The sequence below is a fragment of the Micromonospora sp. CNZ322 genome, assembly GCF_007827755.1.
Genome location: NZ_VITD01000013.1, coordinates 45,282 through 69,587, shown reverse-complemented (window position 1 = coordinate 69,587; position 24,306 = coordinate 45,282). Strand labels below are relative to the sequence as shown.

Here is a 24,306-nt window from a genome sequence, read left to right as displayed (position 1 = left end):
GGCGCTCAGTGCACGAGGTTCACCGCCCTCGTTCGAAGTCTGCGCTGGTCAGCCGGCCGACGACGGCTGGGGCCCGCTGGCGCACGGGATCTCTTGAGGCATGTCGAGTACGTCGAGCGGCCAGCCGCAGCCTCGGTGTCAGTTTGCGGTGGCTGCCAAGTCGTTTAGGGCTGCGTTGATCACGGGCCAACACATGCTGAGAGTATCGCGGTCTGGAGCATGGCCGATCTTCACCTGGGCGTTGGGATGCACGAGGTTGCGGTATTCGCGGAGTTTTCCAGCAAAACCGCGGACGTCGGCTTGTATCCACTTTTCATGGTGGGCGGTCTCGATCAGCTCGTGCAGGGTCCACTTGTCGAGAGGCTTTTGTGCGTCGGGCGTGCGGGCCTTGACGGCGTCGAGGAGAACGCCTTCCAGAAGGCTGCCGAGCATGATGATCGCGCTGGCGTAGGCACCGTTGCGGTCGCAGATGCGTGCCTCGTTGAGCCGACTTTCAAGGACGATCGCGAGGTCGGCGTCGCGGACGATGTCTGCCATGGCCACGTGGAGCATGACGTCTGGTGACTGTTGCTCTTGGTCCTCTGGCTGCTTGTAGGGCCGGGTGACGGGTCGCCCCTGGCTGTGTGCGATCTCGAAGCCTTCGATGGCGAGGATGCTGTTGAGTAGCTCGGTGACCTCGGCGGCGGCCAAGGGCTCGTTGCGATGAACGTACTCACGTCGGTCGGCAAGGCGGCAGACGAGCGCGTCGATGGCTCCGGGTGTGTCTCGACGTTGACGGAGCTGGTTGGTGAGCCAGCTTCGGCGCTGTTCGCCGTTGTAGGGCGCGACGTTCTCCCAGCCGGCTTGTTGGAGAAGCTTGGGCAGCTCGGCCCCACGTCGATACACGGGGTAGTCGTCGCCGCCACAAGCGATTCGGGCGATCTCATCGAGGGTGTTGTCGTCGATACTCTCGAGCACGCGGGTCTCCTAGAGGTCGTCTTCGTCATCGGAAAGCGTTGTGGGTCTCCAACGTGGCTGCTGGCGTGGTGCTGCGGGCAGTGAGCGGGGTTCGATGCCTCGTTGCTGTAGTTGCTGCCAGAGTGGTTCGAGGGCGGCAGCGGGGTCGTGCAGGTATTCGCTGTCTCGGATGCGGATGAACTGCCAGCCGGCTCGGCGTAGTTCTCGCTCGCGGTGTAGTTCCTGCTGGACCTGCTCGGGTTGTCGGTACCGCGACGGTGTGTCGCACTCGACGGCCAGCCGGCCGTTGTCGCCGACGACGACAAGATCGATGGCTCGGTGGTCGACGGGGTAGTGCGGGACTACGGCGTAGCCGCGGCGCCGCAGCTCCAGGAAGACGCGTTGCTGCAGCAGGCAGGCGAAGGGTTCGGTGCGGGTGTCGGGGGTGATGTCATCGAGCTCGGGATCGAGCGTGAAGGTCGCCGGAGGGTGGAGCATGTAGGTCAGCAGGGAGTGGCGAAGGTCGGTGGGGTTCAGGCTGTTAGGGGGCACTGAGGTGAACAGCCAGAGTTGGTCGCGGGCGCGACTGGCGGCGACGTTGTACCGACGCTGTTCGGTGCGGCCGGTGAGAGCCGTTCTGGCCTTCGTCACGACCATGGACAGCAGGACGATGTCGCGTTCGTCGCCTTGGAAGTCGGGTGGTTGGCCAACTCGAATTTGTCGGTGGCGTATGTCGGCCGGGTCGATGCGCTCGTAGAGCAGCTTCTCAAGGATCTGAGTCTGTTTGCCGCTCTGCAGCGCGATGATGCCGATGGTCTTGTTGCGGCACATCGGGTCGTCGATGATCTTTTGGACGTGATCGATGATGGCGCTGGCTTCGACCTGGTTGCGCAGGGTTGCCCGTTGTCCCTCTTCCATGGCGTCGTTGACCTGTACGACTCTGAGGGGGTCGAGGCGGTCGGCCCCGAACTGGCGGAGTGGGATAAGTCTGCCGTCGTAGAACTGCGCAGAGGACCATCCGATGATTTCGGGCATGCATCGGAAGTGTTCGGAGAGTCGAACGACATCGGAGAAGCGGGTGGCTAGGAGCTCGTAGAGATTCGAGGTGGGGAGGAAACCGTTGCGCAGGTTCAAGGCCATGTCGGCTAGGTGCCGGTCTAGGCTCTCTTGCACGGCCTCGGAGTCGTTGTTTCGGTAGTTGGCACCGGGTGCGCACTGCTTCTCGTCGCCGACGACGATGACTCGTGGTGCCAGCCACAAAAGGAAGAGGTTGTCGACGCTGGCTTGGCTGGCTTCATCGACGATGACGACGTCAAAGGCGTTGGGTCGTGGCGTGATGGTGTCGATCACGGCTGATAGGGGCATGACCCAGGCGGGGACGGCCTGCTGGGCGTTCTTCATCGCCTCGAACGCTGCGGTGAGGTACCGGTCCTTGTTCTTGCCCTGCCCTCGGCCGTAGGCGCCCATGTTGGTCTTGTAGGACTGGAGAGCTTGACGCTGTTCTTCCGTTATTTGTTCCAGGCAGTGTTGCAGAGCCTGTTTACCAGCTAGCTCTGCGGTCACGCGGTTGAGTTCTAGTTCAACATCGCCGATGCGCTGCTCGTGGATCTGCTCGGTATCTGTTGGCCGGATCATCTGGTGGTAGGCCGCTGCTGCGCTCCAGGCCCACGACGCTTCGAGGTCGTTGAGGCGGTGTCCCCAGGTTGGATCGTTGAGGTTCTCGCTGATCTGGGTGGCGAGTGCCGGGTGGGCGGCGGAGAGTCTCTGGAGCAGCTGTTCGCAGCGCTGTTGTGCGTCCTTGTCGCTCCTGGCCAGATCAAGCTGTCGGCGGGCGGCCGCGTAACGGTCGATGTCGCTGCTTCCGAGAGCAACGCTGAGCTCGGCGGCTTCGGGGGCGACGTCTGGGTTCCGGCGCCATGTCTGCATTCTGTTGGTGAGCTCAGTGATGGCTTCGGACGCCTGCCGTGCCCCGGTGATAGTCGTTCGGTTGTGGCCAATGCGGACGAGGAGGTCCCAATCTTGCGGGCTGCGGACTGCGAAGCGGACTCCGTGGCTGCGTAGAAGGCGCTCCACTGTGTCCCGTACGGCGGCGAGCGTGCGCAGGGCCGAGGCGTTGTGTGAGATGTCGTGGAGATGTGCGACTCGACGGCGTAGCGGCCCGTGGAACGTCGGAACGCCGACCTGGGCCCATGCTTCCAGAGCCGTGGTGACGGCTGTTTCGGCCTGAAGGAAGGTGGACAGTGCGGTCAGTTCTGAGGTGGTGGCGGGCGGGGCGCCGTCAACCGTGCAGCTTTGCAGTAGGTCCGTGGCGTCGAGCTGGGCGCGTGGGGGCAGGTAGCGGCGTAGGCGTCGGCCATTGGCCAGGTGCCTACGCAGACGCTTGGCCTGGCCCGAGAGGCGGCTGAGGTGGGCTGCGGTGAGGGGTGTAGTGCCCAGGTCGATGTCGCAGTCGTTGAGCGCCGTGAGGGCACGTACGTGGGGCTCCACCTCTCGCAGTTCGGCGAATAGGGCCTCCCAGTAGGCCGGGCTTTGCCGGGTTAGGAGCGCTTCGGCGGCTCTGCGTCGCCAGTCCGCGGGGTCCCAGTCAGTGATCGCGTCGGGTAGGCCGCAGGATGCCAGGGCGTCGGTGGCAACCGCGACGTGGCGCTGGATTTCAGCAAGGGTGGCGTCGTCGAGGGTGGTGAGTGACCAGGCGGTGGCGGTGTGGTCGGCGCCGAGGATCCGCTCAGCGTGAGCGATGGTGGCGATCGTGGCGGCGACGTCCGCGGCGTGTGGAACCTGGTCAGGGTCGGGAATGAACTGCTGGGCTCGTGCGGCGCGTTCTGGTGTGGCGGAGGTGAGAAGCTGCCACAACTGTTGGGCCTGGTCGTTCGACAGGGGCGCATCCCCGCAGGCGCCGGTGGGTAGGGTTTCGATCCAGCCGTGCTGATCGCGGCCGGCGTTGATTTGTTCGACGATTTGCGCGAGCGTGCCGCCATAGCCAGCGGCGATCGGCGGGTGAATCGTGTACTCCTGTTCGCGGATCACGCCCAAACCCCGGATCGTCTGCTCGAGCTGAGCGCTCAGGCTGGCGCGCTGTTGCCGAAGTTGGGTGATGTCGCTACGTAGCTCGTCGACGGTGATCGTGGAGGACAGCTCCGACAGCGCGGTGATGCTGCGGTCAAGTTCGTCTGTTCCTGTCCGTTGCATGCCCGTCATGAGTACACACAGTTGCCGCACCGACTCGGGTAACTTCTCGCGGAGCACGCGCAGCGCTTGGTCCTTCTGGCTCGTGATGAGCAGCCTCTGGCCGTCGGCGAGCAGCGCGCAGATGAGGTTGGCGATCGTGTGTGTCTTACCCGTGCCTGGTGGGCCCTGCACGACGACGGTCGTGTCGTCGCTGAGCTTGGCCAGCACCCTGCGCTGCTCTCGGTTACTGGCGAGAGGAAACAGCGGGTCGTCGCTGTTGACCGGGCGATCCCGGCCTGAGCCCTTGAGCCAATTGCAGCGTTCCGTTGCCTCGATCGGGGTCACGAGTTGCGCCAGCCCGAGGGGGGTAGGAGATTCCGCGTCCTCAAGGCTGTCAGCGATGGTGCGGTAGACCCGCTCCAGTCCCTTGCGGTCACGGCGGCGGAGGAACAGGGCTGGAGCGAGGGTCAACCGTGTCGTGTCGGCCTCGTCGAGGAGCGGAGGTTCCCACCGGTCGTCAGCAAGGTGAAGAGCACGGTCCCAGCAACGGCGCCGCCAGAGCTGCAGTAGGCGCACCACCTCCGGCGAAAAGGGGTACAGCTGCGCTCCCGTATCGAACCAAGGAGATTCGAAGGGTTTGGCGCGGTATCCGTCCTGAGACGTGAGAAAGTCTTGGTCCTCGATCTTCATCCGCTGGTCGAGGGACAAGGCGACCTGCAGGCTGTCGGTCGCCGGGTCCTCAACGATGGCGGCGTTCCAGACCAGCAGGTGCCGCCGAACAGCCCAGCGGCCAGCGGCGCTGGAGGTAAGGAGACCGACACCGAGCACAAGCTCCTCGGCATCGCCGCGTTGCTGTGCCAGGCGCTGAAGTCGCTCCAGGTAGGTGTAGGTGGCGCGCTGCTCCCCCACGCGGCGCTCCTGCTCGGCCCACTTCGTCCACACGGCGAGCCAGTCCTCGTACTCCCGCCGAAGGGAATCGGAGATTGCCGGCCCTGTCGCTGCACGCCCACTGAAGTTCGTCACGAGCTGGAGTGGCGGGCCTTCGGCATTGCCGTACTCCGTACCGTCTAGCAGGTCACGAAGCGCTGTTGGGGGTACAGGTGGTTCCGGTGGCGGAGGGTAGGCGACCTGCATGATGACCGGTCCGCGGGAACGCGCGTTGTCTTGCGGCAGCCTACGAAACCAGTAGGTGTTGGCCTCGTCGATCGCGTCGCGATTCGGCCGCTCGCTGCTCTTGACCTGCGCGAGCAGGTGCGCTACTAGACCTTGGGTCAGACGTCTGACGGTAGGACTTGTCGGGGACACGGGGTCCGGCACTATGCCTCCTCGGGCTCGCCCAGCCCAACAGGATGCACGCAATCAACTACTGAAGGCAACCATCTGCCGGAAGTGAGACATCTAGCGCCTCGACACAGTGCACAGGATGCAAGTCGACGTCGGCTGTGCCGCACTTTGACGCGACAGGCCGGCTGGGACCCGACGGTTAAGCTGCTCCTCATGTCGGGCCTCGATGTTGCGGCCACCTACGACCTGCCACAGCATGGCGAGTCGGCACCGTTGGCGGAACAGGGTGCCGTAAGTCAACCCCAAGCAGCTGCCGTCGTCGACAACCAGACGGCTGCCCATAGCCGGTCGAGGATGCGGGCGCCGGTAACGAGGTCAGACCGCCGGACTGCCTGCGTGGGGCTCCGCCACGGTCCATCCCAAGACAGCGCAAGTGGAGCAGATTCGACGATGTGTTTGGCCATACAGCGATAGCCACCGGGGATCGCAAGCGCGTGACCCGCACAGAAGATTGAGAAGTTGGTTACGGCCCTGCTGCTACATACGCACCAGCACGGCAACCACGTCACCCCTCAGGTAGCGATCCCTAAGGCCGGCGTAGCGCCGATGCGCACCGACGTCGCGACTACCCTGGCTAAGCCGCCGGCAAGATGGCGTACCACTGCGCGCCGCTGCGAGGGACGAAATTCAAGATGGTTACCCTGCTGGACTCCGACCCGCCTGGCGAGCAGGCCGCGACGCAGGACGTCCTACTCAGCGAAAGCGAACTTCATGGCCAATGATCCTCTGAACCTCGACGAGTCCGCCGAGTGGGCAGGTCTCTGGTGGCTCCCCGCCGACCCCGACGAGCGAATCCCCGGCGTGCTGCGTTACGAGCCGGAGGACGGCATAGTGCTCTCGTTGATCGGCGCGTTCGAAGACCGCATCGTGTCGAACCCCTCTCCTGGCGTCGCTCTGGTTCACGAAGGGCACCAGACGTGGGACGTCATCCACGGTGCGGCCGAGCAGCGCGAGATAAGCCTTCTCGTTTGCGTCCCGAAGAGCAGCAAGCGGACCTTCGGTGCGCGAGTACGGAGCCCAGACAAGCAGACGGTGTTGGTGACGACGGCGCTCATCGGGGCGCACGTCAGCGGGGAGGACGACGCAGCGTTCGCCGCGGCCGAGGTGTCTGTCGAGGACCTCGGGCTGTGGGCAGCTTCGTCGGCGTTCGAGGGCTTCGTGGGAGTTGCCGACGGCACTCCAGACGGAAGCGGAAGCATCTCCGTGAAGACGCCGGAATCCCAGTCGATCACGGTCGATGGAACTGAGTTCCGCCTCTCGCACCGGCACACGCTGCCGTTCTTCGATCAGCGGAGGGGCGGAACCGTCGGCCGCATGCGCGACAGTGCGTTCCTGCGGATCGTTCCTACGGACCCGTTCTCCTTGAGCGGCGCACTGGGCGCGGCCAGCCTGGTTCAAGATCTGATCGCGCTCGCGACACACCGTGCCGCCGGCGTGATCTGGTTGCGACTGCAGCTGGCAAACGCGGACTCTCTAGCGCGTGATGACCGGCCGTCGCTGCGCCGAAGTGCTGATGTGCTGTACTCGCCCTCCGTGCTTGGTAAGCACGATGCCAAGGCTGTCGACCACCACCTCGTGTTGTTTACGTGCGCATCGTTCCCGTTCGAGGAGGTCGTTCCCCGCTGGTACGAGGCCCACGGGCGGTTACAGCTGGCGATCAACATGATCCTGGGACTTCGCTACGCACCGCCGCGCTACGTAGAGAGCAATCTGTTGACGGCGGTCGGCGCAGCTGAGGTGCTGCATCGGTGTCTCGGCATCGATGAACGTCCGATGCCCGCCGATGAGTTCAAGCCAATGCGCGAAGCGATGCTGACGCACGCGCCCGAGGACCACCGAGAGAGATTCAAAGGAGTTATCCGCAACGACCCGACCCTGCGGGACCGGCTATACGCACTCGCTGCGCGTCCTGACGCTGCAGCGGTCGGGCTGCTCATGCCAGACGTAGACCAATGGGCGAAGAGGACCACTCGGGCTCGGAACGACCTGGCGCACAAGGGCGGAACTCCGACGCACTCAACCAATGAGCTGATCGCTATTGTGGAAGTGACCACAGCAGTCGTGATCCTCAACGTGCTGCACGAGCTCGGATTGCCCGCCGAGCGACAGCGCGAGATCGTGCGGGAGCATCCACAGCTGCGTGCGACGGCCAGGAGCGCGCGCGAATGGCTGGTCGCCCCCGGAACCGATTCCTGAGCCTCGTCTTCCGAAGCGAGGAGAGTGTTGCATGGGAGGGAGCCAACCGCCAGCGGCACGACACCGACCGAGATCCGGCGGACGAGCCGTGCCGGTAGACGACAGAGGAACGAGCAGCGGTTCAGTCTGCCGGTCGTTCGTCATCTGCTGCGCTGTGAGCTGTTGGCGATAACGTACTTTGAATACGCAGGAATGCATCAGCGGCGTCGGAGATCGATGCGGTCAATGCATCAAGCATCGGACCTTCGTCATGTAGGTTTGGCATCTGCTCCTGGTGCTCGGTGTCAGCGTGAGCTAGTCGCAGGCGCGCGCGAAGTTGCAGGGTACGAAGGCGGCGGATGGCACGGGACTGATCGTCCTCTGCTAACTCTAGGCCAGCCAAGACCCATGGCTCGTTCTTGGATTCGGCTTCACGGGCCGCGAGCGCGACGACGGCGCGAACGAGGCGGTGTAGGTGGTGGTCAAGGTCGCAGGCCGCGGCAAGGAGGATGTCGTTGCGTGTCTGCTCAACGGTGGGACGTGATTCGTCGTCGAATAACCTGAAGTAGCCCCACCTGCTGGGCTCGCGGGCGAGGCGGTCGAGAGTGGCAAACACCCGATCGAAGCCGTCTAGTGGTTTCGTTCGCCAGGCGGCGCCGTCGCGGTTTGCCCATAGATTCATGATCGCTTCGGCGGCGGCTGACTCGGCTGACTGTTTCGCTTCGCCGGTGGCGGACTCCGCCCGTATGATCAACTCAGCGATGTAGTGCGACATCCACCTACCGAGGATGTCACTGGGATCGAGCTGTTCACACAAATGCTTTCCAAGTTCGAACACTCGTTCAGAGTTCGTGACGGGCCCCGTGCTCGTCGAAAAGGAAGTACTTGGTGCAGATGCCGGTGGTGGTGTCGTCATCGTCAGGTCTCCCTACGGGTACGGGGTGGGCACGGCTGGCCTCGATACGTCGAGTGATTCTGACCTCGACGATGAGACTGCGACCGGTGCGGCGAAGCAGTTCGGTTAGATCGGTCGTGCGGATGGTAAGCCGTTCGCCGATGCTGCCTCGTTCCCGGCTGCTGTTGCGTTCGGTGTCGTTCCAGACCAGCGACTGGACGGCAGCGGTTCCGTCGATGCTCCAGGTCCGTAAATCGAGGTCAGGAGTGGCCGCCAAGGCGGCGGCTATCTTTGCCGTAGGGCGAGGGGGCGGATAGCGGACGGTGCCGCTGTGCGGGTCTCGCTCGTCAATCCCGCTGCGGCGCCCTGGGCCTTGGATCCAACCGGCCATCTGGAAGTCGGCGGCGTCAAATTCGAATTCCCTGTCATTGGTGGCCGGTAGTCGGAAGGCGTGGGCATCCGGAGCGCTTTCGAGCGCTCGCAGCAGTGCTGGTCCGGTTTTCGTGCTGACCAGCGCGCTGCTGATATCCACGACTTCGGTTCGGGTGTAGGTCGCCGACCACGAGTCCTCCCACACGATGACCCACCCGGGCCTGGGCGACAGCCGCGCCACACAATCGGCAACGTTCAGGCTCTGCTTCCACTGCTGGTTCGACTGCTCGCGGGAGCCGCCGTCGGCAAGCCCATCACCGGGTTCACGCACCTGCATAGGGGGCGCGGCATCGCGGCGGTCCGCCAGCCAGCGTCCATCTTTACGGGTGGGAACGTGCCTGCGCAGGAAGTCGTCCCATTCGCTGTCGTGCTGCCCGGGGCGTCTGATCACCGGCAACGCTGCGATCAACCGCCCTGCTAGCTCAAAGAGGGCATGGACGCTGAGGTAGAAGTCGAGGTCGTCCGAGTACGGGTACTCGGACTTGCTGGTGTACTTGTCGCGCCTGTAGAGCTTGAGCTGATGCCTGGGGTCGTCGGAGTACTCGCCGCGGCATGGCGTGTGCCAACGGTCAAGCAGAATCTCCTCGACGAGTCGTTCAATGCTCCCTGTGCTGATGTCAAACGCATCGCCAAGATCGGAGCACCAGTGGTCAGCGAAGTCCATAAAAAACCGAAACCGTGGATCTCGGCGACCAGTGCCGGTCGGAGGCTCTGGATCCCCGACATCGTTGCTGCTGCCGACGGACGGCGCGCCAGGATTGGCGCTATCCCGCAGCAAAGTAGGTATGTCCGCAAGCCGGTGGACGACCCGCCGTCCGGTTCGCCAACTGGTGGTCTCGATGACCGCGATGGGTGAGCCGATGTGCCGCACCGCCGTGGCTTCCGCCTCGCTCATTGAAATGAAGCCTTGCCTGGCGAGGGCTATCAGGGTTGCCCGGGCGCTGTGCTGCATCACCAGATGGGGATCTGCTTCGAACAGGACGTGGCGCAGTAGCGGCTCGAACTGGGCGGTCGCCGCTTGGGCGTCGGGGTCTTGAGCAGACCGGGCGAGTGCGAGCAGCAGCCATTGCTGTGCATGCCGTTCGTAGAAGGGCAGGCGCGCATCGAAGTACGGAGCTGGACTCTCGCGACCCACGGCGAAGTCGAGAAGCAGATCGGTGACGTCGCGGCAGCCGAGTGCAAGGAGGAGCCGCACACCGTGTGCTGCGCGCCATCGATTCGCATCGTCCACGTCGGCGAGAGTGGCCCACAGCGCGCCAGCAACCGCATGGGGGGTCGACTTCGGGGCCGGGGGTAGTGATTCGAAACCGCCGTCACCAGCGTCGGCATCAGCTACCTCGGCGAACAGACGTAACCCCTCGTCGAGCAGAACGCCGGCCTCCTCCGAGGTGACACGGCTGGCGAGTCGGCCGGCGAGAGCGAATGCCTCCTCAGCGTTGAATCGTGGTGCTGTCGTGCCTGTAGTGCGTAGAGCTTGTCCGACGTAGTCGGCCGAAGGCTCTCCCGCGGCTGCGGCCAGCCTCGTGAAGTCGATGGGGTCCCATCTTTTGAGGACTACTTCTCGGCAGAACCGTACGATCGCTGCTCTAGCGAGTTTTCGGATCTCTGCTCGCAGTCCGAATGAGAGTTGTTCGGGTGTACCGACGATGTCGAGCAGGCGTTCGACGTCCCAGGTACTGGTGTGTGGGCATTGGCTGAAGGCTTCGACCATCTGGGCCTTCTGCGGGGATGGAGTCTTAGCTGCCTGGTCGTAGACGTCTTCGAGCCGGATGTCGGGGTGTTGTTGGTGGTCCTTGGCGATCGCCAGCGCGTCCGCCCAGCCAACCGGCGACGTCAAGTCGAACGCGGTGTGGGAGCTGTCCTGATGCTTAGCGATTTCACTGGTGTCGGAGCCACCTAGCCAACGGCTGGAAACGAAAGATGTGGGAGGTTCGGCTACGGCGCGGGCGTCAGGCGCGAAGCAGGTTCCGTCCAGCGGGATTTGCGTTTCAGCGGCGATATCGTCAAGTTGCCGGTAGCTTTCCGCCGTGTGCTTCACGGCACGCGCGAACTCGCCCAGGACTCTGACCACGGTGCCCGCCTGCTCGGGGTGCTGCCGCATGGCGTGCGTGATGATGTCGATGCTCTGCCAGTGGTCGCCGAGGGGCAGCAGAGCCGTAGCCACCAACGGCGTCGGACGGAGCAGTGCTTCCTTTCCTGCGACGAGAGCCCGTGCCATTTCCGTGACTGTGACGATGCGCCGGTCACGCCAGCGCGATCCGATGGCGATGGCGGTGTTAGCGCTTAGCTTTCCCGCACTCTGCAACGATTCGGCGAGGTCGACGCCGTCACCAAGGTACGGCTCGAGGTTCTCAGCCACCTGAGCCAGACGGTAGGCGCGTTCGGGTTGGTCGCGGCCTGCAGCGCTGGCTGCGTCCGCCATCTGCAACAGCATGGTCCAGCGAGCATGAGCGTCATCACCCACGCGATCAGCGACCGCCACAGCCTGCTCGAAATGCGCGCGGGCCTCAGCGTCTCCAAGCCGGTACGTTGCACGAGCCAGCATGATCAGCCCATCGATGATGTAACTGGCTTCGGCGCGCGTCTCGTCCATCGAGGTTCGGAGCGCGGTTGCGATCTCGACGCTGACGCCGTGCAGATAAGGATGCCCAGCGCTGACGCGAACGACCTGCGTCAACGTGGCACGAGCCAAGGTGGCGAACTGTGCACTACAGAATTCAACGAACCGATTACACCGGACCTCGCCAGTGGCGACGGCGAGGACACGAATCGCCGTGCGACAGACGCTGTTAAGCAAGAAGTGAGGCGGATCGTAGGAGAAGGACTTGTCGAAGATCGACTCCATCTGGTCATACCGCTCCTCCAGCTCCGCGTCGTTTCCAAGGAGGACGTCTACCCATAAGTCAACCCAGCCGGCCAACGGTGTCACGTTGGCGTCGTACGCTCGGGCTCGCGATGATGACGAAGCGTACGCAGGACGGCTCTTCGCTTCACGAACCTCCTTCCCGGCAATAGCGCCGGGATCGAACGCCTGCCCACGAACGCGAGCCAGAAGAGCGAATCCAACGAGGAGTTCGAGGGTGCCCCTCTCGTATCGATCTCCGGTACGGTATCCAAGGTCCTCGGGAAGATATCGACCGAGAATCTCGGCCGCCGTGGATTTGTCCACAAGGTCGTAGCGCAGCCCAGAACCGACTGCCCATGTCACCGCTGCCACCCCACCGTCCGCTACGCCAGCCTCAGTGACGTCGTGCGTTGCTCGGTCCGATAAGGGCAGGCGACTCGTCTCCGATCTCAACACGTCGAGCACGCGTCGGACTGCCGGCACTCCAAGTTGCTGGCCTGCCTCGGCACACGCATGCGCAACAGCGATTGCGAGGTACCGCGGGCCCTCCACCGACCCCAGCAGGTCCAGCTCGGCAATCCGTCCCGCGTCGATGAGGCGCCGGGAGACAATAAGGCCCGCATCAAACGCGACAGTCTCCGGCGTCCAGCGGCGTAGGTAACCAGCACACGCCTTGGCACCGTCGGTATTGAGAAGCCCCCATGCCACCAGAGCGATGTCACTGTGGCCGACCTCTGAGCGCTCACCCTGCTCTCGCGCGCCTTGTGTCCATGCCTTCATCCAGGTCTGAGCACTCCGCAGCCGGTTCCGCGCCTGATGGATTCGGCCAGCAGCCCCGGACAGCAACGCTCCTTCAGCCGGAAGGTTCGAGTTGGGCCAGCTACCGGACAGGCTGCGGGCGGCGACGAGTTGCTCAACGATGTGGGGATCGAGGAAATCGGCAGCGAGATCGGTGTGCTGCCGGATGAGTTCCAACCGGCGAGTACGGCCGGCAGCGAGCGCACCCACCTTGACTGCCAACCGTCCCGCCTCGAACTCAAGGCCCTCGCGTAGCGCTGCTTTAAGCGCGAACTGCGCCCGTTCCTGATCGATCTCGGTGCGCTGCAGGTTTCGTGGCTGTTCACCCTCGACGGCGCCGAACGGGAGGTCGTCGTCGGACAGGGCCAAGCGGATCAGGTCGTCGACTCGGCGTGCCTCCCACAGCAACGCGGGAATGGACGCAGCAGCGTAGGGATCCTCGGCAGCCATCGGTCTGAGCCTGCCGAGGAGGTCGTCGAGGCCCTCCCCAACAGGGCGAAAACGTTCCCGGAACCAGGTTTCCGTCGGTTCGTCCCGGAACTGGACGGCCCCTGCGTCGATGAGCAGAGGATGGCCGAGATCGGCGACGAAGCTCTCCACCAGAGCAACGTCTACCTGTGCAAGCTGAGCGAGCACTCGCACGGGAATCATGGGACGCAGGGCAGCTAACCCGACACAAATCTGATCGATCTCAGCCGACTGGTGGTGCCGATCTTTGAGTTGCTCCACCAGCTCCCGCATTACTGCGCCGAAGACATCACGATCAGCTTCGCCAACCTGACCGAGACGGCTGAGAACCTCGGTCAGACTTGCCGCTGAACCAAGCGCAGTGATCTGAACACGAGGGTTTCCGCCGGTCCGTGCATGGAACTCGGCTGCATCGCGATCATCCGCGTCGGGGAACGACGCCCGCAGCAGCGCCGCACTCTCGTCCTGAGTAAACCCCGAGAGCGCGATTGCGCGATAGCCGGCCGGCGGGGTGAGAAGGTGCAGACGTTCAGTCCTGCACAGCGTGATGAGCCGAGTGTTCGGCGGCATCTGCTCCCGGAGAAGCCCAGGGGCGAAGGCACGGGTTCCGTTCTCGTCGGCGACCAGCACCGCGTTGTCCGCCGCGTCGATCACTAACACCAACAGCGTGTCTGGCCCCCGAGTGGCAACAACCTGAGCGGCGTTGGCTACCCGCTTCATGAATACCCGGAAATAGTCGTCGTACCCAGCGGTGTCCGAGGGAATCAGTGGATCACACAGGCCCTGAGCGGCCAACTCATTGACGATTTGAACCAGCGCCCGCTTGGGTTCGTGCCTCCAGCTACTCGGAAGCCGGTAGGAGCCGTTGCCGAAGCAGTCGTAGACCAGCGTCACGGATCCGGCTGGCAGCGAAGCGCCGATACTGTGCGCCAGGACCGACTTGCCGACACCGCCAGGCGCGTGAATCAAAATGGGCCTCGTGTCGGGGTGCCTGAGCTGGTCGACCACCGTAGCGAGATGAGCAGTAGGGACGACCGTCGCAGGCGTTTGCAGGAGGCTGGGCGCAGGCAGCAGCGCCTCCTCCGACACACCGATCGCGGCGAGGACGGCCACCTTGTCGACGCGCGGATTGCCCCCGTGCTGCGACGTGGCTCGGCCGCCGACCATCTCCTTCAGCCGCAGCGCGTAGTCGGCGGGCGCGCCAGGTAGGAGGGCATTCAGGTCTTGTTCGAAGAGCGGTCGAAGCCGGAGCAATCCGGGTGCAGTGTCATCGATACGCAGTTGCCGGCAGAACTGCGCGATCTGTGGTGAAGTTAGGACGGCGGCGAGTTCCCTCCGGATGTACCTGACCGCGCTACGTGATACCGCAGAAGGGGGACGGCCCGACGCGAGATCTGAGATGGCCGCGTGGACGCCAGGCGATGCGGGCCGGTTCGAAACAACCTCAAAAAAAATTCGGTCGCCTAGACTCGGATCTTTTTTCAGAATCTTAGAGAATCGCTCCGCGAATCCAGCGAGAGTGCCTTTCAGGAACGAGGCGGTCCATTCGGTACTTGTTTGTAAAGTCGAGTGTTTTAACTGCCGATAGACCACTCGATCGGCCGAGGCCGGGTCACTCGCGCCCCAGTATTCGGCCAGATCAATGACTTCGAGACTTTTTCCGGTCGCGCCGTCACTAGGCGAAACTCCTTCGACGTAGATCGAGTCCAAGCGGGTGCCAGGCTCAAGCAGTCTCAGCGCCTGCCGGGCAGCCCACACGTAGTGAAACTGGTCGCCGTCGCGGCTTGGCCGCAGCAAGTCCGTCGTCATCGGGCACCATTACACACGGTCGACTCGCCTTGTCGCCAACGGCTACCCGCCGCTGCCCTACCAAATGAGCATCGGCGAAATCCCTTAGAAGGTCTGATTCGCGTATTTTGCGGGTGATGTGATCTTCAGATGCCTCGCGAGGTCGGGGTGGTTTGGTCGGTGACCCGTTTGGTGAGGTTGCCGATCATCGCGATGCGCGATCATGCTGGCTGAGTTGTCGGGTAGGGTTTCGTAGTCGCGGGCCAGGCGGCGTTGCAGCATGATCCAGCCCAGTGCGCGCTCGACGACCCAACGGCGTGTGACCACCGCGAACCCTTCGATTGTGCGGGTCTTTGGTGACGACCTCGACCTCGACGTCGATGCCGAGGGTGGCGCCTTGTCGATGACCTTGTTCTTGAAGCCGGCGTCGACCCAGGTCGTGGCCAGGGCAGGGCGGGGCGGTTCTGGCCTGGCCGGGCAGGTCGATGCCGATGGTGTTGTCGCTGGTGCTGGCTGCGGTGACGATGACGGCGAGGAGCAGTCCGAGGGTGTCGGTGACGATGCCGCGTTTGCGTCCGGCAATCTTCTTGCCGGCGTCGATGCCCTGGCTGGCCAGTGGTGCGTTGGTGGAGGTCTTCACGCTCTGGGTGTGGATCACTTCGGCCGATGGCTCAACGGCGCGCCCGGCCTTGGTGCGGGCCAGGTTGCTGCCGCGTTCTGAACCAGCACGCCACGTGCCGACGGCTAGCTTTGTTGCCGCGCCGCGCCGCATGGCGCTATGCATGAGCCGCACCGGCTAGGGACTATCGATATCACCCGAAAGGGTGATCGACCGGCATGAGTCGTGCAATACCTCTTACCCTGGATGTGGGAACCAGGACGGGGTAGACGCACCGATCGTGGAGGTCCTATGGCGACGAGGGCGGCGGCAGAACCGGGACGGAGCACTCTTTCGTCCTGGGCTGCCGGGCAGCGGAAGCTACGGCCGCAACGGTTCACCCCGTCCGCGGACGGACTGCGGTTCGCGTTCTATGGACGGATGTCCACCGTCAACTTTCAGGATCGGGCGTCGTCGTGCCGGTGGCAGCGTAACTACGCCGAAGACTTGGTCGCCGGTCATGGCCGGATCGTGGTGGAGTACTTCGACGAGGGCGTCTCCCGCCGGGCGCCCTGGCCGGACCGGCCGCAGGCGGCACGGCTGCTCGACGCCGTGATGGACTCGGCACGCGGATTCGACGCGATCGTTGTTGGGGAATACGAACGCGCCTTCCACGGCCAACAGCTTGAACAGTTGACCCCTACCCTCCTTCGGCACGGCGTGCAGCTGTGGCTGCCGGAAACCTACGGGCCGGTGGACTTCGATAACCCGCGGCAGCTGGCCTTGCTGGACCTGCTCGGCGTGCACTCCCAGCGGGAGGTGTCCCGAGCCCGGCATCGCACCACCGCGGCCATGCGCGCTCAGGCGGAGTTGCAGGGCCGACATCTCGGCGGCCGGCCTCCCTACGGCTACCGGCTCGCCGACGCCGGCCCTCATCCGAACCGCGCCCACGCCGCCTGGGGACGACGCCTACACCGCTTGGAGCCCGACCCTGCCACCGCACCCCACGTCCGGTGGATCTTCGAGCAGCGGCTCGCTGGCCGGAGCGTGGCCAGCATCGCCCGCGCCCTCAACGACAACGGCGTCCCGTGCCCGTCCGGCGCCGACCCAGCGCGTAACCCCCACCGCAGCGGCCGCCAATGGATGCTCACCACTGTCGCGGCGATCCTGGCCAACCCCCGTTACACCGGGCGGCAGGTCTGGAACCGTCAACGGACCGACCGTGATGCCCTCCCTGACGAGGGAACCTTCGATCGACACCACGAGATCCAACGGTGGAGCGCCTCAACTGACTGGGTCATCTCCCGCGAGATCGCGCATTGTCCGCTGGTCAGCGAAGAACACTTCGTCGCCGTCCAGGCAATCCACACCGCGCCGATCCCAGCCGACGGCATCCCCCGCTGCTATGTGTTAGCCGGAGTGATCTGCTGCGGCGTGTGCGGCCGGATCATGGACTCCCACTGGGTCCACGGCCGACCCGGCTACCGATGCCGACACGGACACACGAGCACCCGCACCAGGAGCTTCGCCCAACCGAAGATCCTCTACATCCGGGAAGACCACCTGCTCGACCGCATCCGACACGACCGCGGGCTACACCGTCGCCATCCCGCACTGCGCAGCCCCGACCCAGAAAAGCTTGCCGCCTACTTACGCACCAACAACATGATCATTGTGTGTGACCACCACGCGTGGACCATCGAAGCCGAAACCGCGATCTACCCGCTCACCCCGGCGGGGAGCTTCCTCGCCACGACAGCAAAAATCCCCGCCCAACGGGACGGGGATCACGCAAAACACGAACAACCATCACAGTTCGTGTGGAAATAATGTGTCCGAGGGGGGACTTGAACCCCCACACCCTATACGGGTACTAGCACCTCAAGCTAGCGCGTCTGCCATTCCGCCACCCGGACCTACACGTTCAGCCTACCTCGCCGACCAGATGATCTTCCATCCGGCAGTCAGCAAAGCGGGCCGCACGGGGAGTTACTGTACACGCCGCTCGTGGATCATGCACATCGCCTTCCAGCGCCTCTCCCACGGCGCTTCCGCCGCTGCTCAAGCCGCCTCAGAACGGCCGCACCGACACACCGCCGAGGCGTGTCCGGGTAGCGTCCGGCGGCCCTCTGACGGCAGCATTGCCACGTGTCCCATCCCTCCCCCCTGGCGGCCGCCCAGCACCGAGCCCTCGCCCTGCGCGCCGCGGGCGACCTCAGCGCCGCCCGGCAACTGCTCGCGGAGGCCGTCAAATCCGCTCCCCCGCCATACGGTGACGACCATCCCGAGGTGCTGCACACCACGCACCTCCTGGCACGGCTGCACCGGGAGGGGGACGACCCCCTCGCCGCCCGCCGGGTGCTGGAGGAGGCGTTCGCGGCGGGCGAGCGCCGCTGGGAGCACTCCGACCCGCTGATGCTCGCCCTCGCCTTCGAGCTCGCTGAGGTGGCGGAGGAGCTCGGCAACCGGCACGAGGCCCGCCGCAACTACACCCGCGTCGCCACCGCCGGTCCCGCCGCGCTGGGGGAGAACCACCCGGCGGTACGCGCAGCCCGCGACTACCTCGGCCCACCCCCGCCGACGCCGGGCGAGCAGCACCCCGCGCCGACGTCCGGTCCGGCCGCGGTCGCCCCGGTGACCGAGCCCGGTGCCCGGTCGGCGCTCTCCGGCCCGACCCTGTCGCTGGCGACCCTCGCCGCGATGCGGCCCTCCGCCGGTGGCCCGCCGCCCGCCGTCTCACAGTGGGCGCCGCAACCGCCGGCCACGCCCCAACAAACCCCTCCAGCGGTACGCGCACCAGCCACACCCACGTCGCCCGGCCACGCCACCGCGGCATCCGTTCCAGCCCCTCGGGCGACGCCCGTTCAGCCGGCAGAACCCTCTATCGCGCCAGCGCAGCCCGGCCCGCCGACGGCCCCACCCAGACCCGTGACGCCGCCCCGCCCGCGCGCCGACACGCCACCGCCGGCGAATGCGATGTCGCTCGGCTCGGGCGTCAGCGGGCAACCCACCACGGACGCGCAACCACCGCTTCGGCGCACCGATGAGCAACCACCCGAGCGTGCGATGCCACCCGGTGAACACCCCGATGAGCAACCGCTCGGACCGTCCCGGCCACCGGTCGGCCCGATGCTCCGGCCGAAGGCTGAAGGCTCGCCGACGACGCCGGCCGGGCAGCGGTCACCAGACCGACCACCGTCCGGGCCGGCCGTGGCACCACGTCAGCGGGTCGGCGACCAGGCGACCCCGCCGGTCGTCCCCCAGCCGGCGACCGCCCCGCCGGCGACACCGGCGGTGCCGGCACCTCGCTGGGACAACCCCACGATCCGGGTACGCCAGATCGAGCCGCTGCTCGCCGAGGAGGCCGCCCGAGCCGCCGCCCGGCCAACCGCGCCGACCGAATCGCACAACATGTCCGGCGCCGAGGCGACATCACCGGGCAGGCCCTCCCCGAGCGTTGACCACCCGGGGCCGGCGTACCCGGTGAGCGGTCCACCGGCCCAACCCACCAGCGCACCGCCGGTGACCCCGCATCCGATCTCCGCACCACCCAGCCAGCCATACCCGGTCTCCGGCCCACCGGCCCAGCCATACCCGGTCTCGGGACCACCGGCCCAGCCATACCCGGTCTCCGCACCACCCGGCTACAGCCCACCCGTGTCCGGACCGCCCGGCTGGGGCCCACCTGTTTCTGCACCGCCCGGCTACGGCCAACCCGTGCCACCCGGCTACGGCCAGCCCGTATCCGCACCACCCAGCCACGGCCACCCCGTGTCCCGACCACCCGGGCACACCTACCCGGTGTCCGCGCCGCCCGGTTTTGGGCCGCCTGTCTCGGGGCCGCCCTACGGACCACCCGTCTCCGCGCCTCCGGTGAGCGCACCACCCGTGCCGCCCTGGGGGTTGACCGCACCGCCCTGGAGCAGCAGCGCCCCACCGCAGCCCCTGCCAAATCCAGGTGCCGACTCCCCCACCCCCACCACGACACCTCCGCAGACCACGGCGGCTGCGCAGGCCGTCGCCGCCGGGCAGAGCACGCCCGCCGGGCAGAGCATGACGGACGCGGGCGGCACCGGCGCGGACGGCGACTCCGGGCTGGGCATCCTCGACGCCCCGGTGGTGCCGACTCAGCGGGCCCGTAGCGCACTGTCCGACCAGACCGTGGTGTTGCCGTCCGTTCCGGCGCACGGCGGCCCGGCCGGGGCTGAGGCCGGTCCGGGCTGGCCCACCGCCGCCCAGCCCGCCCCGGCGAACCGTGCCCCCGCGCAGGCGAGCCCCAGTGCCGCCCAGGCGCACTTCACCGCCGCCCAGACAAACCCGAGCCTCGCTCAGGCAAGCCCCATCGCCGCGCAGCCGAGCCCCGGTGCGCAACCGGCCTGGTCACCGGGCACCGACCCGGCGCTGGCGCCGCCGGCCGCGCCGCCACCGGTCCAGCAGTACCACCACCAGCCGCCCCAGGCGCCATACCCGACCCAGGGCCAGCACCAGGCGCCGTACCCGGGTCAGCAGTACCACCCGGCACCGGATGCGTACCGGCCGGCGTACGTCGATGAGGGTGGGTCGACGGGCCGCAACCGGGGGGCGCTGATCGGCGCGGTCGTGGCGGCCGGGGTGGCCGTCGTGGCGGTGGTGGGCCTGGGTGCGGTGCTTCTGACCCGCGACGATCCGCCGCCGGCCGGGACCACGCCGACGGCGGCGGCACCGACGGCGGCCGGGCTTCCGCCGGGCGACCTGAAGCTGCGGGACGATTCGACAACGATCACGTTGACCTGGACGGACCCGACCGGCGGCGCGGTGCCGTTCATGGTCGCCGCCGGGCGGGCCGGGCAGGCCCTGGGCGTGATCGCCACCGTGGACCCGGGTCGGACCAGCTACACGGTCAACGGGTTGAACTCCCGAGTGGATCACTGTTTCACCGTGTTGGCGGTCTACTCCACTGACAGCTTTGCGACTTCCGGGCAGGTTTGCACCGCGCGGGAACGCGAAGCCACGTCGAGTGGGGAGCCCTCCGGCCGACCGTCGCCGCGCTGAGTCGAGCAGAAACCACGCTGAGCTGGACGTCCACAACGCACACTCTCGGTATCCACAGGGGTGACGGTGCGGGTTCCCCCGCCACCACCAGCGCCATATGATGGCACCCGGCTCAGGGGAGGGGTCGCCGGAAGGCGCGCCACCTGCCACGACTCAGGGAGGCAGCCGGCTGTGGCCAGCATCGACGACGCCGTACAGACCGAGGCCCCCCGCTCCCGGTCCCGGCTGCGCGGCGGGCTGGTGACCGTCGGCACGGTGGCCGCGCTGTTGGCCGCCATGGGGCTGACCGTCCTCGGGTTGGGCGCGGCGGACAACGCGGTGGCCAACTACGACGCGAGTTCCTGGCTGTGGAGCGCGGCGCGCAGCGAGCTGGCCCGGGTCAACGGGGTCACCGCCCGGGTGGACACCCGCACCGAGATCCCCGGTGCCCGGCAGCACCCGATGCAGATCACCCAGACCGACCGGCTGCTGATCCTGCGGGACCTGCAGACCGGGCAGGTCAGCTCCCTGGATCTGGCCACCCTCCAGCTCAGCGCGACCACCCGGACCACCCCCGGCCTGGGCGTGAGTGTCGCCCTACACGAGGACGCGGCGTTCGTCGTCGACGCCGTGCAGGGCATCGTCCGGCAGCTCGACCCGCGATCGCTCACCCCGGTCGGCGAGCCGGTGCGATATCCGCCGGGCATCACCGGCGGCACCTTCGACGGTAAGGGTCGACTCTGGATCGCGGTGCCCAGCCAGGGCACCGTCTCGGCGATCACCGCCGCAAAGCTGCCCTCCGCGCCGGCGTCGGCCGCGCCCGCGGGTGCCGGGCTCAGCCCGCAGCGGGTCGAGTCGTACGACGTCGCCGACGCCAGCCACGAGCTCGTGGTCTCCACCCTGGACGACGGGGTGGCGGTGCTCGACCGGACGGCCGGGAAGCTGGTGCGGGTGCAGCGCGGTGAGGTGCACCCGACGGCGCTGACGCTGTCCGGCCCGGCGGCGCTGCCCGCGCGCACCAGCGGCCCACGGGTGCCGGTCACGGTGACCGCCGACCGGCGGGTGCTGCTGGTGGGTGACGGTGGACAGGAGAGCGGGTTCACCGTGCCGGGTGAGGGGGACCGGCTCAGCCCGGCGGTGGCCTGGGCGAACCGGTTCTACTGCGCCGACGAGGCCACCGGCACCATCTACTCCTTCGACGCGGCGGGTCAGCTGGTCGAGACCATCCGCGGGCGGGCCAACGGGCCGCTGGAGCTGGAGGTCCGGGAGAACCACCTGTTCATCAACTCCCCCGACTCGGCGACCGCGCGGGTGGTGGACGACAAGCACCAGGTGCGCGAGGTCAACAAGTACGCCAACGACGTGCTCGGCGGTGACCCGCCGCCGGTTCCCCCGCCGCCGCCTCCGCCGAAGAAGCCGCGGGTGGGCAAGCCGAGCGCGCCGCGCAGCGTCACCGCCGCCGCCGGCAACGCCCAGGCGCGGGTGAGTTGGCGCCCGGCCGCCGCCAACGGCGCCGAGATCATCAAGTACGTGGTGCAGGGCGCCGGGCAGCGCCTGGAGGTGGGCGCCAACCAGCGTGCGGTGGAGGTCAAGGGTCTGACCAACGGCGAGACGTACCGGTTCGCGGTGCACGCCGTCAACGCCAAGGGCGACGGACCGCCGCGCAACAGCAACCCGGTGACCCCGACCGCCGCGGTGCCCGACCCACCGGCGAGCGTCACCGCGCAGGAACGGCCGGACGGCACGGTCCTCGTCAAGTGGCCGGCGGCGAACGGGCAGGGCAACACCATCGCGAGGTACGCGGTGACGGCAAGTTCGGCGGGGACGAACGCGCCGGCCGGTGAGTCGACAAAGACGGAGCTGGTGGTGCCCGCCGGTGAGTTGGAGTTCGGCACCCAGTACGCGTTCACGGTGGTGGCGGTCAACAGCAAGGGCGCAGGGTCGGCGGCTTCCCCGGTCAGCAACACGGTGGTGCCCTTCGCGGCGCCCGGTCGGCCGCTCAACCTGCGCGCCGGCACCGTCGCCAACCAGCCGGGCGCGGTGACGGTGCAGTGGGCGCCGGCCGAAGCCAACGGTCGGCCGGTGACGAAGTACCTGGTGGACGTCGGTGGGCGGGTCAGCGAGGTGACCGACACCCGCACGACCGTCACCGGGCTGGGCAACGGCCAGAACGTCACGGTGAAGGTGAAAGCGGTCAACGAGGCGGGGCCGGGCCCGGAGGCCACCGCCACCGCCCGCACGGTGGCCGAGCCACGGGTCACGGTGACCGGCTCGTCGTCGACGGCCACCGGGGCGACTGTCACGTTCACAGTGGACGCCGGTGGCGGTCAGGCCACCTGCACGCTGACCACGACGGGCGAGCCGGCGAAGGCCGGGGCGTGCTCCAGCATCACGATGACGGGCCTGGCGCCGGGCACCAACTACACGTTCACGGTGACGGCGAGCAACGCCGCCGGCAAGGGCACCGCGAAGAAGGCGCAGGCAACCCAGCCGATGTTCGGGATCGCGACCTGCAACAACGGGCCCGACGGTGACCAGCGGACCTACTGCAACAAGGAAGTCGACGGCCGCAACGGCAACGAGGTCTTCAAGGTCACCCGGCAGGACAACGACCAGCAGGCCGGCTGGGCCAAGCCCGGCACCCGGCTCAAGGCGTACTGCAAGAAGTCGGGCGAGAACGTCGACTCGTGGATCTACAACAACCAGAAGCAGAGCAACTGGTGGGTGCAGGTCGAGTTCAAGGGGAAGAACTACATCCCCTGGGCCTGGCTCAACCTGGAGGGCGGCGACAACATCAACGTCCTGCCCACCTGCTGAGGACACCAGGCGAGGAGCACCACCGACCGTGAACACCCACGAGCCGCTCACCCAGCCGGAGGTGCAGGGCTTCGCCGCCCTGGCCGCCCGGCTGGCCGAGAACGTCAACGCGGTGGTGCTCGGCAAGCCGCAGGTGGTGCGGCTGGCACTGACCGCGCTCTTCGCCCAGGGTCACGTGCTGCTGGAGGACGTGCCCGGGGTCGGCAAGACGACCCTGGCAAGGGCCATCGCCGCCACGGTGAAGGGCGAGTGGCGGCGCATCCAGTTCACGCCCGACCTGCTCCCCTCGGACGTGTCCGGCGTGACAATCTTCAACCAGGCGACCCGGGACTTCGAGTTCCATCCGGGGCCGGTCTTCGCCAACATCGTCATCGCCGACGAGATCAACCGGGCGTCGCCGAAAACCCAGTCGGCGCTGCTGGAGGTGATGGAGGAACGGACGGTCACAGTGGACGGGGTCCGGCACCCGGTGCCGTCGCCGTTCCTGGTGGTCGCCACCCAGAACCCAGTGGAGATGGACGGCACCTACCGGCTGCCCGAGGCGCAGTTGGACCGCTTCCTGGTGAAACTCTCCGTCGGGTACCCGGACGAGGCCGTCGAGGTCGAGGTGCTGCGCGGCGCGACAGTGCGATCCCCCGAGGCGCTCGCCCCGGTCACCGACACCGCCACCGTCGGCGAGATGGTCCGGATGGCCCGCCGGGTGCACATCGCCGAGCCGCTCTACGCGTACGCGGTCCGGTTGGCCGCGGCCACCCGCACCCACCCGCAGGTACGCGTCGGGGTCAGCCCCCGGGGCGTGATCGCGTTGACCCGCGCGGCGTGCGCGTACGCGCTGATCGACGGGCGGGGCTGGATCATGCCGGAGGATCTCAAGGCGCTCGTCGAGGCGGTGTTCGCGCATCGGCTGCTGCTCACCCCGGACGCCCAGGTGCGCGGGATGACCCCCGCGGAGGTGCTGCGCCAGGCCGTCGCCTCGGTGCCGGTGCCACTGCCGTCGGGGCAACCCGCTCCGGTGCAGGGCTGACCGGCAGC

General features: G+C 66.9%; 9 protein-coding genes, 1 tRNA gene and 1 pseudogene. 5 read left to right on the top strand and 6 right to left on the bottom strand.

Annotation, left to right across the window (positions count from 1 at the left end; genetic code table 11):
• Positions 1-138: 138 nt before the first annotated feature.
• Entirely contained in the window at positions 139-957 is an 819-nt protein-coding gene (locus FB453_RS25920; protein ID WP_145794427.1) for a hypothetical protein, read from the bottom strand.
• A 9-nt stretch (positions 958-966) separates the two neighbouring features.
• Positions 967-5,421, bottom strand: a complete 4,455-nt coding sequence (locus tag FB453_RS25915; RefSeq protein WP_145794425.1) for an AAA domain-containing protein — start codon at positions 5,419-5,421, stop codon at positions 967-969.
• A gap of 738 nt (positions 5,422-6,159) precedes the next feature.
• Here FB453_RS25915 and FB453_RS25910 point away from each other — a divergent pair.
• The gene (locus FB453_RS25910; RefSeq protein WP_145794423.1) at positions 6,160-7,644 is read left to right on the top strand and encodes an ApeA N-terminal domain 1-containing protein; all 1,485 of its coding nucleotides are present in this window, start codon (positions 6,160-6,162) and stop codon (positions 7,642-7,644) included.
• A gap of 121 nt (positions 7,645-7,765) precedes the next feature.
• Here the strand turns inward: FB453_RS25910 and FB453_RS25905 are convergent, their stop codons facing one another.
• The 3 genes and pseudogenes from FB453_RS25905 to FB453_RS25895 form a co-directional block, all read right to left on the bottom strand.
• Positions 7,766-8,461, bottom strand: coding sequence for a hypothetical protein (locus FB453_RS25905; RefSeq protein WP_145794421.1), 696 nt, complete (start codon positions 8,459-8,461; stop codon positions 7,766-7,768).
• A gap of 4 nt (positions 8,462-8,465) precedes the next feature.
• The gene (locus FB453_RS25900; RefSeq protein WP_145794418.1) at positions 8,466-14,771 is read right to left on the bottom strand and encodes an NACHT domain-containing protein; all 6,306 of its coding nucleotides are present in this window, start codon (positions 14,769-14,771) and stop codon (positions 8,466-8,468) included.
• Between the two features lie 224 nt (positions 14,772-14,995).
• A pseudogene (locus tag FB453_RS25895) lies at positions 14,996-15,552 on the bottom strand (transposase); the annotation flags it as partial.
• A gap of 207 nt (positions 15,553-15,759) precedes the next feature.
• Here FB453_RS25895 and FB453_RS25890 point away from each other — a divergent pair.
• Positions 15,760-17,277 (top strand): recombinase family protein, encoded by a 1,518-nt coding sequence (locus tag FB453_RS25890; protein WP_486480453.1) that lies wholly within the window; start codon positions 15,760-15,762, stop codon positions 17,275-17,277.
• A gap of 2 nt (positions 17,278-17,279) precedes the next feature.
• Here the strand turns inward: FB453_RS25890 and FB453_RS25885 are convergent.
• Positions 17,280-17,363, bottom strand: a tRNA-Leu gene (locus FB453_RS25885).
• A gap of 232 nt (positions 17,364-17,595) precedes the next feature.
• On the opposite strand from FB453_RS25885, the gene FB453_RS35070 reads away from it, so the two are divergent.
• The 3 genes from FB453_RS35070 to FB453_RS25865 all read left to right on the top strand — a co-directional run bounded on the left by FB453_RS35070 (position 17,596) and on the right by FB453_RS25865 (position 24,298).
• Positions 17,596-20,478 (top strand): tetratricopeptide repeat protein, encoded by a 2,883-nt coding sequence (locus tag FB453_RS35070; RefSeq protein WP_486480452.1) that lies wholly within the window; start codon positions 17,596-17,598, stop codon positions 20,476-20,478.
• A 171-nt stretch (positions 20,479-20,649) separates the two neighbouring features.
• Positions 20,650-23,274 (top strand): fibronectin type III domain-containing protein, encoded by a 2,625-nt coding sequence (locus FB453_RS25870; protein WP_486480451.1) that lies wholly within the window; start codon positions 20,650-20,652, stop codon positions 23,272-23,274.
• A 28-nt stretch (positions 23,275-23,302) separates the two neighbouring features.
• A complete protein-coding gene (locus tag FB453_RS25865) occupies positions 23,303-24,298 on the top strand; it encodes an AAA family ATPase (RefSeq protein WP_112583044.1) in 996 nt (331 codons plus the stop codon).
• Positions 24,299-24,306 lie beyond the last annotated feature (8 nt).

What these genes read in the sequence shown, in the direction of transcription:
- FB453_RS25910 (WP_145794423.1), top strand. Translation starts at nt 6,160, where the DNA reads ATGGCCAATGATCCTCTGAACCTCGACGAGTCCGCCGAGTGGGCAGGT.
- FB453_RS25890 (WP_486480453.1), top strand. Translation starts at nt 15,760, where the DNA reads ATGGCGACGAGGGCGGCGGCAGAACCGGGACGGAGCACTCTTTCGTCC.